This is a genomic window from Streptomyces sp. NPDC055254 (assembly GCF_053606025.1).
On sequence record NZ_JBSGQV010000042.1, the window covers coordinates 6362 to 18792 of the forward strand.

12 protein-coding genes and 2 pseudogenes are annotated in these 12431 nt (G+C 67.4%); 6 read left to right on the forward strand and 8 right to left on the reverse strand.

The features are described 5' to 3' along the window. Positions 1 to 224: 224 nt before the first annotated feature. Both ACWFQ8_RS28315 and ACWFQ8_RS28320 read left to right on the forward strand, forming a co-directional pair. Complete coding sequence (locus ACWFQ8_RS28315) at positions 225 to 887, forward strand: ParA family protein (protein WP_365268382.1); 663 nt, start codon at positions 225 to 227, stop codon at positions 885 to 887. After that, positions 887 to 2101, forward strand: coding sequence for a ParB/RepB/Spo0J family partition protein (locus ACWFQ8_RS28320; protein WP_453789119.1), 1215 nt, complete (start codon positions 887 to 889; stop codon positions 2099 to 2101). Before ACWFQ8_RS28315 ends, ACWFQ8_RS28320 begins: the two co-directional genes overlap by 1 nt. A gap of 311 nt (positions 2102 to 2412) precedes the next feature. On the opposite strand, the gene ACWFQ8_RS28325 is transcribed toward ACWFQ8_RS28320, so the two are convergent. Both ACWFQ8_RS28325 and ACWFQ8_RS28330 read right to left on the reverse strand, forming a co-directional pair. Beyond that, the gene (locus ACWFQ8_RS28325) at positions 2413 to 2721 is read right to left on the reverse strand and encodes a hypothetical protein (RefSeq protein WP_453789120.1); all 309 of its coding nucleotides are present in this window, start codon (positions 2719 to 2721) and stop codon (positions 2413 to 2415) included. A 224-nt stretch (positions 2722 to 2945) separates the two neighbouring features. After that, positions 2946 to 4197: pseudogene (locus ACWFQ8_RS28330) on the reverse strand (IS701 family transposase). A 107-nt stretch (positions 4198 to 4304) separates the two neighbouring features. Between ACWFQ8_RS28330 and ACWFQ8_RS28335 the strand changes: the two are divergent. Beyond that, the gene (locus ACWFQ8_RS28335; RefSeq protein ID WP_453789162.1) at positions 4305 to 5186 is read left to right on the forward strand and encodes an IS5 family transposase; all 882 of its coding nucleotides are present in this window, start codon (positions 4305 to 4307) and stop codon (positions 5184 to 5186) included. Between the two features lie 15 nt (positions 5187 to 5201). Here the strand turns inward: ACWFQ8_RS28335 and ACWFQ8_RS28340 are convergent, their stop codons facing one another. Further along, positions 5202 to 5681 (reverse strand): SUKH-4 family immunity protein, encoded by a 480-nt coding sequence (locus tag ACWFQ8_RS28340; protein WP_453789163.1) that lies wholly within the window; start codon positions 5679 to 5681, stop codon positions 5202 to 5204. Positions 5682 to 6315: 634 nt separating this feature from the next. On the opposite strand from ACWFQ8_RS28340, the gene ACWFQ8_RS28345 reads away from it, so the two are divergent. After that, a complete protein-coding gene (locus ACWFQ8_RS28345) occupies positions 6316 to 7623 on the forward strand; it encodes an MFS transporter (protein WP_453789121.1) in 1308 nt (435 codons plus the stop codon). Between the two features lie 357 nt (positions 7624 to 7980). Here ACWFQ8_RS28345 and ACWFQ8_RS28350 read toward each other — a convergent pair whose 3' ends face one another. The 4 genes and pseudogenes from ACWFQ8_RS28350 to ACWFQ8_RS28365 all read right to left on the reverse strand — a co-directional run. Continuing rightward, positions 7981 to 8142, reverse strand: coding sequence for a hypothetical protein (locus ACWFQ8_RS28350; protein ID WP_453789122.1), 162 nt, complete (start codon positions 8140 to 8142; stop codon positions 7981 to 7983). Continuing rightward, a complete protein-coding gene (locus tag ACWFQ8_RS28355; RefSeq protein WP_453789123.1) occupies positions 8132 to 8461 on the reverse strand; it encodes a hypothetical protein in 330 nt (109 codons plus the stop codon). Before ACWFQ8_RS28355 ends, ACWFQ8_RS28350 begins: the two co-directional genes overlap by 11 nt. A 433-nt stretch (positions 8462 to 8894) precedes the next feature. Then, positions 8895 to 9077: a hypothetical protein gene (locus ACWFQ8_RS28360; RefSeq protein WP_453789124.1), complete on the reverse strand. Its 183-nt coding sequence runs from the start codon at positions 9075 to 9077 to the stop codon at positions 8895 to 8897. Between the two features lie 680 nt (positions 9078 to 9757). Beyond that, a pseudogene (locus tag ACWFQ8_RS28365) lies at positions 9758 to 10189 on the reverse strand (hypothetical protein); the annotation flags it as partial. Between the two features lie 491 nt (positions 10190 to 10680). Between ACWFQ8_RS28365 and ACWFQ8_RS28370 the strand changes: the two are divergent. Next, positions 10681 to 11190: a GNAT family N-acetyltransferase gene (locus tag ACWFQ8_RS28370; protein ID WP_453789125.1), complete on the forward strand. Its 510-nt coding sequence runs from the start codon at positions 10681 to 10683 to the stop codon at positions 11188 to 11190. On the opposite strand, the gene ACWFQ8_RS28375 is transcribed toward ACWFQ8_RS28370, so the two are convergent. Next, positions 11162 to 11398 carry a hypothetical protein gene (locus ACWFQ8_RS28375; RefSeq protein ID WP_453789126.1) on the reverse strand — a complete coding sequence of 79 codons (237 nt, stop codon included), beginning with the start codon at positions 11396 to 11398 and terminating at the stop codon, positions 11162 to 11164. The two genes, ACWFQ8_RS28370 and ACWFQ8_RS28375, sit on opposite strands and share 29 nt — an antisense overlap. Before the next feature lie 62 nt (positions 11399 to 11460). On the opposite strand from ACWFQ8_RS28375, the gene ACWFQ8_RS28380 reads away from it, so the two are divergent. Continuing rightward, complete coding sequence (locus tag ACWFQ8_RS28380) at positions 11461 to 12393, forward strand: hypothetical protein (protein ID WP_453789127.1); 933 nt, start codon at positions 11461 to 11463, stop codon at positions 12391 to 12393. Positions 12394 to 12431 lie beyond the last annotated feature (38 nt).

Below are 12431 nucleotides of genomic sequence, written 5' to 3' on the forward strand. Positions count from 1 at the left end.
CGCGTGCGGTCCCCCCCAACACCGGGGGCGTTGGTGAACCCCCCCCTCCCCCCCCTCGGGCCGCCCGCGGTGTTTTACCCGCTAAACACCCCGGGGGCACGACAAAAGCGACACTAGCCTCCATCCCTGCTTGCGCCGACGCAACCCGGATAGTCGAGATCTGGCATCATTCCGTCCAGCCCGAAGTACCGGAACCATCGGGAAGCAAACGGAGCGAGCATCAAATGCCAGCAAGCGTGTACGTCGTATCCATCGACCCCCAGGCCTCAACCGTGTGGTGGGCCAACCGCATCACGGACCTGCCCTTCGACTTCTCGCAGGAACACGAGTCGCCCGAGAACCTGCGGATCCTCCAGGAGACCGGGGCCAGGGTCCACGTGATTGCCAATCAGAAGGGCGGGGTGGGGAAGACCACCACCACTCTCAACCTCGGTGCGGTGGTCGCCGACGTCCTCAAGAACAGCAAGGACGGACTGCAGCACGTCTTCATCGACACCCCGGGCAGCCTCCAGGACGAGAACCTTCTCCTGGAAGCCTTGAAGTACGCGCACGACGTGATCGTGCCGATGCCGCCCGAGGGGCTCGCGTTCGACCCCACCGCGCGCACGATCGCCAAGGTCATCGAGCCCACGGGTCTGCCGTACAAGGTAGTGATCAACAACTGGGACCCGCGCGACGGAACGGCCGACCTCGTGGACACCCAGGAGTACATCGACGCGCAGGGGTGGCCGCGGACCGAGACGGTGATAAGGCGGTACAAGGTCCACACCCGGGCCTCGGTGGAGGGCAAGGTCGTCACCCAGTACGCCAAGAACCGGGTCGCCATGGAAGCACGCGAGGACTTCTTCCGCCTCGCTCTGGAGATGGGTTATGGAGGTCGCGCCTGATGGCCGCCGGACGCCGCACCAGTCTCGCGTCACTCGCCGGCCAGAAGGTCGACGACGTTCCCGGTCGGAGCGATCCGCTCCTGCTGACGTTGCCGCTGTCGCAGATGGTGCCCACCCGCTTCAATCCCCGCCGCAACTTCGGCAGTGAGGAAGAGCTCAGGGAGTTCGGTCTCAAGCTCAAGAAGCGTCAGCTGCAGCCGGCCGTCGTGGTCTCGCGTGCCGCCTACCTGAAGCTTTGGCCTGAGGAAGCGGAGAGTGTCGGGATACTGCCGTACGTCATCGCCAACGGTGAGCGCCGCTTCCGCGGCTCCCTGGCTGCCGGACTGACGACGCTCAACGTCGTACACAACGAGGACGTCGCGAAGTCCCGGGCCGATTTCCTAGACGCGGTGTTGTCCGAGAACGTTGATCGTGAGGACCTGGACCCGATCGAGCGAGCCATCGGTATCGAGACGATGGTCGCGCAGCTCGGGGGAGCTGATCAGGTCGCCAGCCACTACGGGAAGACCAAGGGGTGGGTGAGTCAGCAGCGCAAGCTCCTGAAGCTCACCCCTGCCCTCCAGGCCATTGTCTCCCAGGGCGAGATGCCTGTCCGTGTGGCTCGTGATATCGCCGGGTTGCCTCATGCCGAACAGGAAGAGGCGTGGGAGCGCGAGGTCCAGCGCCGAGCAGCAGCCGAGCGGGCTCCGCGCACCCCCCGGGCTCGTGAAGCCGCAGAGAGGCCCATCACGCAGCCGTCGCCCCAGCCGTCACCGGAAGCAGCCGATCGGTTTACCGCGGTAAACCAGACCACGCCGTCGGCCCCCCGGTCGGATGCAGCTGCGGCTACGACGGGCACCGACTCGTCTCGGTTTACCGCGGTAAACCGGACCGCCTCGGACAACGGAGGCCCACCCGATCCTGAGCAGGCTCTGGGAAGCAGCGATCCGGGCAACGTCCTGCAGAACCTGCCGGACGTACCTGACCCTCGCGCAGAGCCGGTGAACGTCGACGTACAGGACTTCCCGAAGCCTGTCGTGAAGATGCCGTGGGACGATGGCGTGGCCAGCATGGACATCATCTTCGAGAAGCTCGGAGAGACTCAGCGGCGCAAGGCCATCGCCCGCTACGTCGAGCTGCTGGGCACGGCGGAGGCATTCATAGGAGACCTCGCCGCAGCCACCGATCCGTCTTTCCGAGCTCAGGTGGCCGACCTGCTACTCAAGGAGATGTAGCCGGTGGGAGTCGGTTAGTTAGCCAGCCGGGTTCCGCCTGACACTCCGGCGCAGCCGCCCTGCACGCAAAGGAGCCCTTGCCCCGACATACGTCGGACCAAGGGCTTCTTTCGTGCTTCGACAAAATTCGAAAGACGGAAGGAGCCGGACCACCAGGTCCGCCCACGAGCTGGCAGCCGCATCGATCGAGCAGTCCCCGCACAGCGAGTTTTACGGCCGTAAAACCAACCAGGAGCTGACCGCTCCAGAAACGCAAATGCGGTCCCCACCACCCGGATCGAGGTCCGGACGGCGGGGGCCGCTTCGTGTGCTCAGGCGCTGAGGTCGATGCCGAGTGGGAGGCCGCGCCCGGCGACCGCGGCGGCCAAGTGTGCGGTGGCGTCGTTGTCGTACGGGTTGCTGTAGCTCTCGTGGCTGCTCACATCGAAGGGCGCACTCGTCGCAGTGATCGTGAACCCGGGGAGGACGGTGGCCACCCTGCCCCTCAATTCTGTGTTGAGACGGTCGGCGTCGCGGGAGGCGAGCCAGGTCTGGGTGTAGGGGCCGAGGCGGAGCAGGGTGTAGCCGGTGCCGTCGGGCTTACGTGCTTCGACGTGGACGCCGTAGTGCGCGGGGGTCATGCCAACGTCGTCGGGGAGGTCGAGGCCCGCCGCGGTGTGGGTGAGGATCGCGTAGGCCGGCTGCCAGGCACCGAGGATCGCGGCCGTCTCGCAGCGCAGCCAGCCCTTGCTGGCGTAGCGGTGGGCTTAGTACTCCAGCAGCGGATCGTGTCCTGAGCTGGTTCTTCTCAGGTAGTGGCTGCGTTGGGCAGTGGCCTGGTGGCGTCGGCGCCAGTGGGACCAGTTCAGTGCGTGATCTTGTGGGCGAGGTCGGCGGGTTCGGTGGTGGGGCAGGAGATGTTCCATGAGTCGTCGGATCTCTGCCACGGTGAGAGCGACGACGCTGCAGGTGGGGTCGTTTCTGCTGCCCCCTTTACCATCTCGTCGGCGGCGAGGCCGGCGAGGAAGGCGTGGGCGAGCATGGCCAGGGTGATGTGCCGGTACCAGCCGATATAGCGGCGGACCTCGTACTGGTCCAGGCCGCACTCGTTCTTCGCGGCCTGGAAGCATTCCTCGATGGCCCATCGCATCCCGGCCACCCTCGCCAGGTCCGTGACCGTGCAGGCCACGGGCGCGTAGGCGAAGTAGTAGGCGATCTCGTCAGGGCGCTTCAGGCTGCGGCGGGCCAGGATCCAGCGGTGGTGGGTGGGCTCGTCACCGTCGAAGAAGCTGATCGACGGCAGTCGCGCGCTGGCCCAGTCGTAGATGCGCGGGCCCTTCACCCCGTCACCGCAGGAGAGCCGCTGCCAGGCATCCTCCGGCGCCTGGGCTATGAGCTCGTCGATCCGCCAGAACCCGGCCAGGCTCTTGACCTGCTGCGACTTCGGAACCGCCACCACATAGCCCACCCCGAGTTCCTCGAGCAGGCGCCGGAACTTCCATTCCTGGCCATAGGCCTCGTCCGCCGTCACCCACGTAGCGGGCAAGCCCGCGGCCAGACAGCGGGTAACCATCGCCTTCGCGAGCTCGCCCTTGGTCGCGAACTCCCGCTCGTCAGGAATCTTGGCGGCCCGGCAGCGTTCCAGGTCGCCGGTCCAGGCCTTGGGCAGATACAACTCCCGGTCCACAAGGGCCCGCCCACGGCTGGTGGCATAGGCGGCGAACACCCCGATCTGACAGTTGTCGATCTTCCCCGAGGTACCGGTGTACTGCCGGCCCACCCCGGCCGAGGTGGTGCCCTTCTTGATGAATCCGGTGTCGTCGATGACCAGCACACCACCCGGCCCGAGCTTGCCGACGACGTACTCCCGGACGTCGTCACGCAGTGCGTCCGCGTCCCACACGCTGGAGTTCAGAAGCCTCTGGAACCCGTCCGGTGTGCGGTGACCTGCGTACTCGGCCAGCTGCCAGCCGTTCTTCCGGGCCACCGGAGCCAGCAGCCCCCGCAGGTAATCGCATCCGCCACCGCAGATCCGCCCGGCCGAACCGGCCCGCAACCCGAGCGAACACCACATCCAACTCCGCAGCCCACCCCTGGGCCTCAACAATCCCCACCATGCCCTGACAACGACAACAGCCAGCTCAGGACACGATCCGCTGCTGGAGTATTAGGCCGTGTCCGATGGGTCCTGTGACTCGCCTTGCGCTGGATCGTTGCGGTCGGTGTGGGGCGAGGTGATCTTTCAGATGACGAGTGGATGCGGCTGGAGCGGCATCTTCCGCGTAACCGTGGTCGGGGCGGGCGTTGGCAGTGCCACCGCCGAGTGATCAATGGGATTCTGTTCCGGCAGCGGATCGGCCTGCCCTGGCGGGATCTGCCGCCGCAGTTCGGCAAGTGGAAGACGGTTCACGATCGTCATCGCAGATGGTCGGCGGACGAGACGTGGGAGAAGATCCTGCGGGCCGTCCAAGCCGACGCTGATGCAGAGGGCCGAATGGACTGGAGCATGGTGAGCGTCGACTCGACGTCCTGCCGAGCACACCAGCACGCAGCCGGCGCCCTCACCCGCGCGCCACGAATTCCGGGCCGCCGCAGTCGCCCGGCCAGACACCGTTCCGACGAAGGCCTGGGCCGCTCCAGGGGCGGGCTGAACTGCAAAATCCACCTGGCCAGCGAGGGTGGTCGTCGCCCGTTGGCCTTCGTCATCACGCCCGGACAGTGGGGTGACGCCCCGCAGTTCATACCTGTGCTCGAACAGGTCAAAGTCCCAAGGCCGGGCGGCGGACGCCCACGCACCCGACCAGACCACGTCGGGGGAGACAAAGCGTATTCCTCTCGCCGAAACCGCCGATACCTGCGGCGCCGACAGATCAAGCACACGATCCCTGAACCCAGGGACCAGCGGGCCAACCGCCAACGACGGGGCAGCAAGGGCGGCCGACCCACCGGCTTCGACACAACGGTCTACCGGCGCCGCAATGAGGTCGAGCGCACCATCAACCGACTCAAGACGTTCCGCGCGGTCGCCACCCGCTACGACAAGCGGGCCTACGTCTTCCACGGGACAGTCACGATCGCGGCGATCCGACTGTGGCTCCGCCCGTGACCATCGCGTTCGCGGCTATACCTCTTCCGGGACCAAGACGCCGAGCTCGACTTCCTCGAAAACGCGTGACCACCAGGCTTCGTCGTCCTCGAACACCCTCGGATCGCTCCGCCGGGCCCGCTCAAGCACGTCTTCGACGTAGTCCTCGTAGTCGTCGTCCGCATCGCTCTTTCCCGAGCAAGCGAACGCCTCCCACACCTCCAGGACGTTCTGCAGACCAGCCACCGAAGAGCTGACCAGCCCGTACTGCTGATCCCCATCGCCTTCATAGCCGCGGGCCATCCACACTTCACCGCTGTCGATCAGCAGCCAGTACGTGTTGACGCCGTCCTCGAACGCACCGAGGAACGCAGCCCGACCCGGCGGAAGCTCGCGGACATCCAGCTCCCGACCCGAGTCCCGCACGAACATGCGATTGCAGTCGGCTGGCAACCCTCGCTCGACCAGCCCAGACACCGCCTCACCGCCCACACCCAGGCGCGCGAGAGAACTCACGTCATATGGCAGCCACAGCGCGCTCGGCAACCGGCACCCCCTACTCAATCTGTCTATCCGATCCTCTCAGACCGCGTGGACGACCCATCGGACAGGACCTAGGCCGCGGCGTGCGGGGTGTCGGGGTGGACCAGGGCGACGGCGATCGTCTCGGTGCCGTGGTCGTCGCCGGGCCGGGTGTGCGCGCGCTCGATGAACGGGCCCACGCGTACGGCGACGTCCTGGCCGTGGCCGGGTCCAGGGCTGCGGGTCGCGTACGGCGGTGAGCATCGCGCGGAACTGGCCGACGGCGGCCTGGTCCTCGGGGGTGAGTGCGCCGGGGGCGTGGCCGCAGCGGCGGAAGCGTCGGATCATCGGGCGGTCTCCTGCTCGATGGTGGCGGTGCGAGGGCCGGCGGGCGTCTTGAGGACGCGCGGCAGATGAACGTGCAGGTGCTCGACTACGACCTCACGGCCGCGAGCGCGGAGTGCTTGGGCCAGGAATTCGGAAGACCGCTGGCACGGTGCCGGCCGCCAGTTCTCTCGCCGATTGCGAGCTGTTGCTTCCAACGTCAATCGATCACGGCTGTAGGACCGCACTGGAGATCAAGTACCCGGCTGCGGTCATCCACCCGTAGTCACGCAGGATTGTCTGCATGGAAAAGATGGAGTACGGCGGGGTGTTGCGGCAGCGCGACTTCCGATTGCTGTGGTTCGGAGAGACAGCGCGCACGCTCGGCAACAGCGTGACCTCCGTGGCACTTCCGCTGATCGCCGTCGTAGTGCTGGACACGAATGCCACTGCGGTGGGTCTGCTGTCCGCGGCGGTCTGGCTGCCCTGGTTGGTGGTTGGTCTGCCGGCGGGCGCATGGCTGGACCGGGTGCGCCGGCGCCCCGTGATGCTCGCCTGCAACCTGGTGTCGGCGGGTCTGTACGCGAGCGTGCCGGCCCTTGCCTGGCTCGACGCCCTGACCTTCACCCACCTGCTGATCGTCGCGCTGGCCGGAGGCACGGCCGCGGTGTTCTTCAACACCGCCAACCATGTCTACCTGCCCACCGTCCTGGCCGAGCGGGATCTGTTGGAGGGCAACTCCAAACTCCAGGTGAGCGAAGCCGGGACCAGTGTGGCCGGCCCCGGACTGGCCGGTCTGATCGCCCATGCCTTCGGCGCGGTGGCCGGGCTGCTCGTGGACGCGCTCACATTCCTCGTCTCGGCGTGGTGCCTCCGTTCGATCCACGCGCAGGAGACACCGCCCGAGAAGGACGGACGGCACGAAAACCTGCGCAGCCAAGTCGCCGAGGGGCTGCGATTCGTCCTGCAAGACCGCTACCTACGCCCGATGGTGTTCTACGGGGCCATCGTCAACCTGGCTCTGATGGGTTACCAGGCGGTGCAGGTCGTCTTCCTGGTCCGCACCATCGAAATCACCCCGGGAACGGTTGGGCTGGTTCTGATAGCAGGCAGCCTCGGGGGCATCCTGGGCGCGATGCTCGCCCAGTCCATCGGGCGCCGGTTCGGCACCGCTCGCGGAATGCTGGTGATCCAGATGCTCACCGGGCCGTGGGCGCTGCTCATGCCGCTGACGTCTGGCGGGGCGGGCTTGCTGTTCTTCGCGTCCGGCGCCTTCGTGATCGGTGTCGGCATCGTCTCCTGCAACGTCATCCTGGGCAGCTTCCGCCAGATGTACTGCCCTCCCCATCTCCTGGGGAGGGTGGTGGCCACCAGCATGATGCTCAACCACAGCACCATTCCGCTCGGCTCCCTGCTCGGTGGCTTCCTGGGCGACGCCCTAGGTCCTCGAACCGCCATGTGGATCATGACGGGTCTCCTCGCCCCCTGTTGGCTGATCCTCGCCTTCAGCCCGATGCGAACCCAGCGCGACCTTCCCACCAGCTACCGACCCACCGAAGCCGCAAAGGGCACGGTGGGTACAGCGGACATCCCAGACAAGAACAGAAGGTGACGGTGAACCTTCGCGAACACTGAAACCTTTCGTGCAGGCCGACAACGGCTCAGCTGCCGCTCCCGCGTACCAACCAACTTGGGAAACGGTCAACGCCCCGGTCGCCTATCGCTTCAGGTGGTGCTGGTGGGAAGGCTCCGGACGGGGCTGCGCTGGGTGGTGTTGTCGGTGCGCCGGTCCAGCTCGGTGCGGAGTTCGTGGATGACCTGGGCATAGACGGCGACGTGCTCGCGGAGCTGGTCGGTGTCCTCCCGCAGTGCGTGGGACGCGGCTCCGGCGTCGACGGCGCGGGCGTGCAGGTGCTGGAAGGCCGACGGGATGCCATTCGCCTCGGTCTTTCGGCGGCGAATTCTTCTTTCAGGTCAACGTGCTTGTGGGTGAGGACCAGCGCTTGACGCCTGCCTCGACGGCGAGTTGCAGCGTGGTGAGCGCCCCAGTGGACCGGGTTGGATGGCCTTCGCGCAGCCGCTGCATCGCTGCTGTGATGGCGTTGCGCTCGGCGTCGCGGTCAGTGGCCATCGTGGGGTTCTCCGGCGTGGTCGTGGGCGGTGACGATGTGTTCCAGGCGGTCGAGCTCGTACTGTTCGCGGGCGTGTCGGAAGGCGGGGGCCAGCGGGTCGTCGACGAGCGGCCGTAGCCGCTCGATCTGAACGAAGACGTGTTCGATGTCGCGATCGGTCCGCGCGATATTGACGCAGTTCGGGCGGCAATCATCGAGGTCGGGGGTGCGGCGGGCGCCGTCCTCCTCGCTGCGGAGGCGGCAGGCCGCCCGCTTCGGATCCAGGACGCAGGTCATGCCCTTGCCGAGAAAGATCTGCAAGTCGGGGTTGGCGAGCATGGCGTTGGCGGGCCGCTTGGTGCGCCGGACTCGGCCGGCGAAGCGAGTGGCGGCATGGACGCGGTGCCGCCTGCACAGCCGATGGCGATGTGGCTGGGGCCGGCGGGGAGGTCGGCGTAGTTAGCGAGGTTGGCAAGCAGCTCGCGGGCGCCGGGGGTTTCGGGACGACTTCCCGGACGCGGGGGTGGAAGCCGTCGAGGTCGAGGATGTCGCGGGCGGCGGCCGGATCGCGGAGCCGGTCGCGGACGTCTTCGATCCGGCCGGCGGCGGGCGGGACGGGGGAGCCGTCCGGGCCGGTGGGCAGGTGCAGGTAGCCGAACGAGGTCAGACGGATCGGTCGCAAGGCAGTCTGCTGCTCGGTGGTGAAAGAGGGTTGGCGTGCGGAGCTACGCGCCCAGCCGGGAAGGGCAGGGCGCGGAGCTCCGGGGTGGTGTTACTGGGTGGTGGTCTCGGTGACCACGAGGACCTGGTCGGTGGGCAGGTCCATCACGACCTGCGCCTGCGTGCCTTGGGCGCGTTGGGCGGCGGCGTACTCCTCGGCCGGCCAGGAGCCGTGGGGGCCTCCGGCGGGGAACCGCTCCAGGACGGTGCGGGCCTGCGCGGTGATGGCGGCCATCAGGCGTCGCCGCCGTTCACGCGCTCGTGGATGTCGATGAGCGTGGTGATGGCGTCGGGGTTGTCCGCCAGGCCGACCCATGTCCCGTGTGCGGTGAAGACGGGGACCTGGTCGCGGTCAGCGTCGAATATGACGGCGTAGTCGCCGTACCGGTCGAGCATCATGTCCCGCAGGAAGCTGGCCTCCGCCAGGGTCTCGGTGGGGCGAGGGGAGCGGGGTCGGGGGGTGTACTGCGCGAGCACCAGTAGCTCGCGGTTGCGCTTCTTCTCCGCGTCGGTGAGGGGCCGGGCCTGCACGGCGCCGTGGCGGTGCCAGAGCGGGGAGGCGGGCGGCTCAGGGTAGGCGAGAGCGTGGTCGACGTTGCGGTCGGTGCTGCTCATGGGGGCCTCCGGGGGGAGGGGTTCAGGCGTGGGTGGCGCGCTGGCTGCTCTTGGGCTGGGTGTCGGAGGCGAACCGGCCGAGGCGGGCCTCAACCGGGTTCGCGGCGACCCAGTTCTCCGCGCACGCCTTGTGCACGGGCTCCCCTGCGTGGGAGCGCAGCGGCGTGGGCTTGTCGCACAGCACGCAGGGGCGGTCCTGCCAGCGGTCGAAGTGCTGGCTGTCACGCCATTCGAGGAGAGCGCCGGGAGCCGGGACCAGGCCCGGCTCGAACGGCGGCTTCTTGCCTCGGGTAAGGGGCACGGCCGGAAGTCGGGCAGCTGCTGGAACACGCGCTCCAGCAGGTCCGGCGTCGGCTTCCAGGGCACGACCTGCCCGCGTGCGGGGACGGGCAGGGGCAGCTCCTGGACGTCGGCGAGCACCAGGTGCCAGACGCCGGGGAGGACCCAGTCCGAGCAGAGCGGTGCTCCTTCGGGGTCCTGGTGGCAGTCGGTGATCCGGGCGATGCCGACGACCGCGCCGGTGACCAGCTGGCGGTCGCGGACCGTGCGGCCGATCAGCGGGGCGCGCAGGGCGGGCCGGTCGACGGTCTTGCTCGTGTGCAGCAGCACCCAGCCGGTCCGCCACCTGCCGGGCCGGTTCTCCACGGTCTTGGCACCGGCGAGAATGCAGGCCGCGTACGGCTGCCGGATGCTGATGCCGCGGATCCAGTCGCCCGCTGCTCGCCCCCACACGGCTGTCCCCGGCCTGCCCGCCCGGCGCCCGTTGATGGATGGCACCGTGACGTGCTGCCTGGTCGCCAGGACCGCCCGGCCGGAGTGTTCGCCGTCGTAGAGGGCGGCCTCGGCGGCCCTCTGCAGCACGGTCAGGTCGCGGGAGCCGACCGAGGCCGGGGTCGCGGCGCCGACCGAGGCGGCGATGTCGACGGTGCGGCCGTCGTCCAGGGTGACCGGGGTGTGCAGCATCCGGACCAGCTGCTCCAGGCGGTGCTCACGGCGGTCGGCGGTCAGCTCCAGGATTTCGACGTGATCGTCCCGTTGACCGTCTTCGGGATCGACATTGCCGACCTGACGCCGGAGGCCCTGCTCTTGGCCCAGTCTCGCTCGGGCTTCCCGTCGTCCCACATCAGAAGTCGCAGCTCACAGGAGAGTGAGGGGAGCACAGACCCCAGCAGCGCGGGCTGCGTGATCACATTGGACAATCGCTGCCAACCAGGAGGCACAGAATGCTGTTGCGCAATGTGGTGCTTGATGATGTCGACGCTTACATCCGCATGCGATGCGATCCTGACATGATGAAAGATCTCGGGGGTCCACTGCCGCGAGAAGGCATGGATGAGAAGGTGCAGCGCGATGTCCGCCGAGCTGTCGAGGACACCGCCTGGACCAAAATGATCATCCCCGAAGCGGCTGCCCCCTCGGCCGTCGCCGGAACTGTGTCGCTGTGGTCCCACGAAGCCGACGACCATCGCATCTCCGAGATCGGTTGGATGGTCCTGCCCGCCTTCCAAGGCCAGGGCTACGGCAAGCGAGCCGTGCGGACGCTGCTTGAGATGGCCAGGGAGGACGGCCGCTGGGGACTCATCCACGCCTTCCCCGCAACCAGCAACCAGCCTTCCAATGGCATCTGCCGCGCTGTCGGATTCACGTTCGTCGAAGAACAGAGCCTAGAGTTCGCCGGTCGAGTTCTGGACACCAATCACTGGATCATCGACCCACGCACTGATTTGACCTGACCATCACCGAGCCGTTGGTGCAGAGAAGGTCCAGCGCGTACGCGCCGTTGAGGCCGTGATCGGCCAGGCGGAAGAAGTTCTCCTTGCCGGTCGCGGTCGCGAGCCGCTCCAATATCGGCAGGTTCGGATATTCGACTGTGCGGAATAGCGTCTGTGAGCCCACCGCGGGGCAGTCGGACGACGCGGGGGCGGTTCCTGGTTCTGGCATCAATACACTCCTCTCATCAGCACTTACGTTCGGGTGCTGCATCTGAAAGCAGGGGGGATGTGATGTCGACGGTCGACGTGCAGAGGGTCTGGAAGCCGTCCGTAACGGACCTCTGGGCGGGACGACGCCCTCTGTGGTGGACCGTTGGCCCGGCGGGGGAGCTGGCTGTTCTGCTCGTCCATCGGCAGTGCCTACGCCGAAGCCGCTACGTGAAGGGTTGGGTGGGATGGGGCCCGCAGGTCCCCTTCGATGCGGTGCTCGTGATTCGCCAGGCTGACGGGTCGCTTCAACGTCGACTGATCAAGGACGTCCCGGTCAGGCCGAGCCACATCGCTCTTCTCCCGGAGGCCCGGCTTCTCATCGCAAGCGGTCGAGCGGGCAAGGAGGAGTCGGGAGCATGGAGCCCGAACGCCGTGGTGTTCTCTCTGGAAAGTGGTGACCAAGAAGCCACCTTCTGCATCGGCGACGACATCCCTGCTCTGGTGACCGATCGCGAGGGATCGATCTGGACGGCTTACGGAGACGAAGGCATCTATGGAGGGCATCCGGAGTCTGCAGCCGGTCTTGCCGGCTGGAGTGCCGATGGTCGGGCGACCTGGGCTCCGGGAGGTCGCCTTCCTGACGTGCCTTTGGAGGGATGCACCGCTGCCACCGAGGGGGAACAGGTCTGGCTGATCTGGTATTCCGGCAGTCGGCGGGGAGGCACGTTCTTGACGCGGATCACCCCGTCGACCGGTGAGGTGACCAGTTGGCCCAGCCCCGTACGTGACCCGGACGGTTTCGCCGTGCGCGACCATCGAGCGGTCCTGACCAAGCGCGTTCACAACCAGAGGTCAACCGAAGTGGTGCGAGCCGAGTTGGACGGTGATACCTGGAGTGTGACCGAGCGGCGCAAGATTCGAGTGCCCGGACGGGTGGTCATGCGCTGCGGTCAGGGTCGCGACGGTCTTCTATGGCTTCGCGCTGGCGACACGTGGCTTCGCATCGAAGCCTGATAGCGGCCGAGACGTGCAGCTCACGACCGACGGGCCAC

What these genes read in the sequence shown, in the direction of transcription:
- ACWFQ8_RS28350 (WP_453789122.1), bottom strand. Translation starts at nt 8,142, where the DNA reads ATGGCCACTGACCGCGACGCCGAGCGCAACGCCATCACAGCAGCGATG.
- ACWFQ8_RS28360 (WP_453789124.1), bottom strand. Translation starts at nt 9,077, where the DNA reads ATGGCCGCCATCACCGCGCAGGCCCGCACCGTCCTGGAGCGGTTCCCC.
- ACWFQ8_RS28380 (WP_453789127.1), top strand. Translation starts at nt 11,461, where the DNA reads ATGTCGACGGTCGACGTGCAGAGGGTCTGGAAGCCGTCCGTAACGGAC.
- ACWFQ8_RS28320 (WP_453789119.1), top strand. Translation starts at nt 887, where the DNA reads ATGGCCGCCGGACGCCGCACCAGTCTCGCGTCACTCGCCGGCCAGAAG.
- ACWFQ8_RS28370 (WP_453789125.1), top strand. Translation starts at nt 10,681, where the DNA reads ATGCTGTTGCGCAATGTGGTGCTTGATGATGTCGACGCTTACATCCGC.
- ACWFQ8_RS28315 (WP_365268382.1), top strand. Translation starts at nt 225, where the DNA reads ATGCCAGCAAGCGTGTACGTCGTATCCATCGACCCCCAGGCCTCAACC.
- ACWFQ8_RS28355 (WP_453789123.1), bottom strand. Translation starts at nt 8,461, where the DNA reads ATGCTCGCCAACCCCGACTTGCAGATCTTTCTCGGCAAGGGCATGACC.
- ACWFQ8_RS28325 (WP_453789120.1), bottom strand. Translation starts at nt 2,721, where the DNA reads ATGACCCCCGCGCACTACGGCGTCCACGTCGAAGCACGTAAGCCCGAC.
- ACWFQ8_RS28375 (WP_453789126.1), bottom strand. Translation starts at nt 11,398, where the DNA reads ATGCCAGAACCAGGAACCGCCCCCGCGTCGTCCGACTGCCCCGCGGTG.
- ACWFQ8_RS28345 (WP_453789121.1), top strand. Translation starts at nt 6,316, where the DNA reads ATGGAAAAGATGGAGTACGGCGGGGTGTTGCGGCAGCGCGACTTCCGA.